General features: G+C 44.2%; 4 protein-coding genes and 1 pseudogene. All 5 read right to left on the bottom strand.

Annotation, left to right across the window (positions count from 1 at the left end):
* A partial coding sequence (locus ACFIMK_RS09520) for an alanine-zipper protein (protein ID WP_375682943.1) occupies positions 1–1766 on the bottom strand: 1766 nt, incomplete at its 3' end.
* Between the two features lie 22 nt (positions 1767–1788).
* Positions 1789–2010, bottom strand: a complete 222-nt coding sequence (locus tag ACFIMK_RS09515; protein ID WP_375637004.1) for a hypothetical protein — start codon at positions 2008–2010, stop codon at positions 1789–1791.
* Between the two features lie 9 nt (positions 2011–2019).
* Positions 2020–3153, bottom strand: a complete 1134-nt coding sequence (locus ACFIMK_RS09510; protein WP_375682944.1) for a phage tail protein — start codon at positions 3151–3153, stop codon at positions 2020–2022.
* 7 nt (positions 3154–3160) lie between these two features.
* On the bottom strand, positions 3161–4174 hold the full coding sequence (locus ACFIMK_RS09505; RefSeq protein ID WP_375682945.1) for a phage tail protein: 1014 nt from the start codon (positions 4172–4174) through the stop codon (positions 3161–3163).
* Positions 4175–4182: 8 nt separating this feature from the next.
* Positions 4183–4509 (bottom strand): annotated as a pseudogene (locus ACFIMK_RS09500) (phage tail protein); the annotation flags it as partial.

Below are 4509 nucleotides of genomic sequence, written 5' to 3'. Positions count from 1 at the left end.
ACATAACCGCAACCATCCTCACAACCGATATGCGAAATCATCCGTCTATTGTTTGTATCAACGTGTCCTCCAGACGTCTTAAGAGAAGGCGCTTGATTGCCGACAATACTGGTTGCTTGATTACTTCCATACATGCTTGGCGAAAACTCATCACTCGTCAAAAATCTCTTATTAACAGACCAAAAATCAAAGGCATGATTCGCATAGCTACGATTGCTCGTAATCGGAACACCATAGGCAGACTTTGCATTTACACCTGTCCCTGATTGAAGATAAATATCAACCCAAATATTATGCCACGGATTGTAAACCATCCCTTCTGGACTACTACGTGGGCGGTGATTTAAACACCAAACAGACTTGGGCAAAACATCCCCCGCTTGATAACCCGATAAGAGATGACCTTCAATCTCACCAACATCCGCACATAGCGTATGAAATCCACCGATCTTTTCAGAATTATCCTTTGTATAGCCATCAGGAGCCGTCGGATTTTGCGAAATTTCAAAGGATAGCTCATTCGTCTGATCTTTTAAGATGAGATATATATAATAATCCTTTCCTGCTTCAAGATCTTCGTCAAAAGTCATCCTTCCACGCCCTGGAATGCGGTAAAAGAGGTACCTACCCCCATTCTCTTCACCATGATAAAAGCGAAAACATGCCCCTTCATTGATCACAAGACCTTTTCTATTTTTCGGATCGGCTTCCAGAATTCTGTCAGGTTGATGAAAACGCACATTCTCTAAAAAATTAGTGGAAAGAGAACCTACCTTACTTTGAAGTTCAGAAAGACTGTCACTGTTCCTCTGTGCCTTCTCTTGAACTTCTGTCAATGCACTCTTCGCTTCTTCCGCTAACACTTTTGCCTCAGAGGCGGCTGTATTCGCAGAATTTGTCGTTGCTGTCACCGTGTCTAATGAACTCTTGACCTCTCCAAGCCCTTGCTTCGTCGTATCAGCTTCTTCTTTTGCTTGCTCCGCAACACTCTTCGCTTCTTCTGCTGTCGACTTCGCAGTCTCGGCTACTTCCTTGGCTTCTTCTGATAAACTTTTTGCACTCAAAGCGGTTTGGCTTGCATGATCACTCGTGGATTTTGCTTCATTGGCTATTGTTTCTAAGCCTTCTGCTTTAGATTTTGCATCGCTAGCCTCTCTTAGTGCTTGATCTACTTTCTCTGTTACACTCTCTGCTGCACTTTTCGCCGCTTCCGCCAAACCCTTCGCTTCTGAAGCTGTTTGCGAGGCTTGTTCCACTCCTGTTTGCGCCGATTCGGCAACTCTCTTAACAGTTGCAACAGATTCCTTGACTTCAGCACAAGCATTCTTGGATTGTTCTGAAAGAGCCTTTGCCTCTTCTGCAATATCCTTGGCATCATCAGCTGTCCGTTTTGCGCCATCCGCCTTAAGACTTGCTTGTGTTGCTATCGTCTTAACTTCATGACTCGTCGCTACCGCGGTCGCTGCTACTTGGGTTGTCTCTGTTGCTGTTTGAGAAGCATCTTTCGCTGTTTGTTCTGCACGTTCAGCAATAGATTTCGATTCTTCTGCAACCTGTTGCGCACCATTCGCACGCGCCATGGCTTTTTCCGACTCTTGCCTTGCATTCACAACCTGTTCTAACGGCGCAAAGGTTTCATACGAATACAAAGATGCCGTCCCTAAAATCTTCGGAACAACAACGCTATCTTGCGAAGTTCCTTCTCTGATTTCCTCTTTCGTGGCTATTGGTATCAGATACTCATGACTATGATCAGGTATTTTCATCTGCTTTATTCCTCCATTAAACCTAAAATGAACACTCTTTCAAATCTTCAAACTCTTCTCTTAAGGTCTCTAAGCGCTTCTCTAAATCTTTCAGTGAACCATCAAGCTCTGTTTTCAAAGCGGCTTTCAGTAAATCAAAAACGCCAGTAAGCGGCGCATGAACAAAACCTCCCCCAGAATACAAAACGACCCGTACTTGAGACGGGTCGCTAATCTCTGATATCGCAAACGGTTTTAATGACATTTCAACTCCTCATGTCTTGATCCCATAAATTACACTCACATTAACGGGGCGCGTTTCAACACCACCAACCCTCTCTGCCATGAGATGATGTTCATGATGCTCTCTGTCATTCAGACCTTCTGTTATAGGCGTTGAATAATATAAAAAATTAGCAAAGGGGCTCCTGATAAACCAAGGTAAACGCGGCGGCTTGTCTTTTTCTGTAAACCAAAAGGGAGTCTCTACCTGTGGACTTCCTGCTATTTGGTCAAATTCTTGATTACACTTGTCCAAAGCATCCCCACTCAAACCTACACACTCTTCGTCTATAGCTCTCTTTCGCCTTGTCACGGGCGCTTCAGTAGAAGAAACATCCCGTTTTTTTCGAGAAGAAAGACCTTCTGATGACGCTGGACCTATAAAATGCTCATGCGCTTTTAAAGAACAGGGTTGTATACTTGCAAAAGAACGCCAAGGGTCTAAATTGCGTTCATTATCAAGTCCCCGTAAAAATAGCCCCCGAAAATCGGGAACATTAAACGTCGTGGCGCCATCTCCTTCTCCCCACGTCGTTCCTATCGCAGAAAATAAATCCCAATAAACATACCGTGAATAAGCACTTCCATCACATGGCAACCAACCATCCGGCAAGCGCTCCATTGCAAACGGTCCTATCAGACCGGAAGGTAAACGTTTTAAGGAAGAAACTTTGCCCCTTGTCGGGTTGAGAACTTGCCAACCCGTAAGCTCTTCATCATACACAAGCGTATAAAGACAGCCATCTTGTATCTCTCCTCCCGATAAGGCTAATAAACCGGTTTCTGTTGCCTTATAAACGGGCTTACCGGCTAAATTATTTAAAGCAATTGTTGTCGCCCCAACATTCTTGCCCTTCGCTTTAAAACAAACCGATATGCCATTCTTATACTCTAAAAATGCCGATTGGCTTAGAAGCCTTATCACGCTCGTCTTTTGGTTATTATCAACCGTCACAATCCCTTCAAGCACACCCCCCGTATCCGATAAATACTCACTTACCCGTTGCATCATAAAACGAGCGCTATTATTAACCGTGTTAGGGTGCTGTCCCTCTGACCAATTAATTAAAGCATCAGCACCACCATTCTCAGATGCTGTTAAAGACCAATCATAAATCGTGGACATCTAAACCTCACGTCTTGATTCCAAACACAACACTCATATTAATCGGGCGCGTCTCACTTATACCTGAACTTGCCAATGCAACATCACGCATGTGAAGGTGGGAATGGGGAAAGGCGAGCTTATGGTGCACGCGTATATCCTCTGCTCTCACGCCCAAACGTTCAGCAAGCTTCAATCTTTGCTGGTCATTCAACACATATCCCCAGATGATCGTCATATCACCATGCCAACTCTCTTCCTGATTTTCATCATTCAAAATCGTAAAGGATTGACCCCCATGGTCATGCTTTCTCATTGCGTCATTTTGTAAAGTGCCAAGATAACGAAAGCGGTCTATCTCGCGGTCATCATCAACACCTCGTAAAAAAACACCACGCAAATCGGGAACATTAAACTTCGTCCAACTATCAGCGCCTCCCCACCTGATCCCTATCGCTTCATAAAGAGCAGGATAATCACTACGCAAATAAGCCTTCCCATCACAAGGTAACCAGCCATCTGGCAAAACTTGCATCCCAAAAATCCCTATCGTCCCTAGTGGATAAACAGGGATAACCGGCTCTTGCGATAAAGAGAGAGGCGTAGGATTTAAAACTTGCCAAGCATGATCCCTATAAACCAAGCTATAAATGCACCCCCTTTGAAGCTCGCCTCCCGATAAAACACGGAGACCTAATTCCGTCGCCTTGTAAACAGGTTTAGCCGCCAAATCATTTAAGGCAATTGCGGTTTCCCCAACATTCTTGCCCTTCGCTTTAAAATAAATTGATATCCCATTCTTATACTCTAAAAATGCCGATTGGCTTTGAAGTCTTATCAACGTCGTCTGGTGTTCAGCATCAACCGTAAAAGTGCTTTCAATCACACCACTCGTATCCGATAAATACTCACGCACACGTTGCATCATCACACGAGCACTATTATTCAGACTACTAGGACGTTGTCCTTTTGACCAATCAATCAAATCATCACAATAGGCATTCAAGGAGGCATTTAAAGACCAATCATAGATCGTCGACATCTTACACCTCATGTCTTAATCGCAAACAGAACACTCACATTAACTGGACGCGTCTCGCCTTCACCAGTGCTCTCCAAAACAACCTCTTGGTTCTCATCAAGAGTATGAGAACTTACAATGTAGCCCCCTAAATTCTCACGCTCTATGCCCATAAAATTCGCTAGAGAGCTCCCCCCAAACAAGCCTAGACGATAGCCCAACACATCCGTCGTATTCCCATCCCAAAAGTTTTCGTTGCTGGTAAAATGAGACATCGAAAGGCTCTGTCCTTGATGTTGATGCGACTCGATTAAATCTGTTTGCACACTTGCAAAAGAACGCCCCTCATCAATATT

This window comes from Bartonella sp. AP280QHHD (assembly GCF_042196125.1).
Lineage (GTDB): Bacteria > Pseudomonadota > Alphaproteobacteria > Rhizobiales > Rhizobiaceae > Bartonella.
This window is presented reverse-complemented; position numbering and strand designations above follow the sequence as displayed.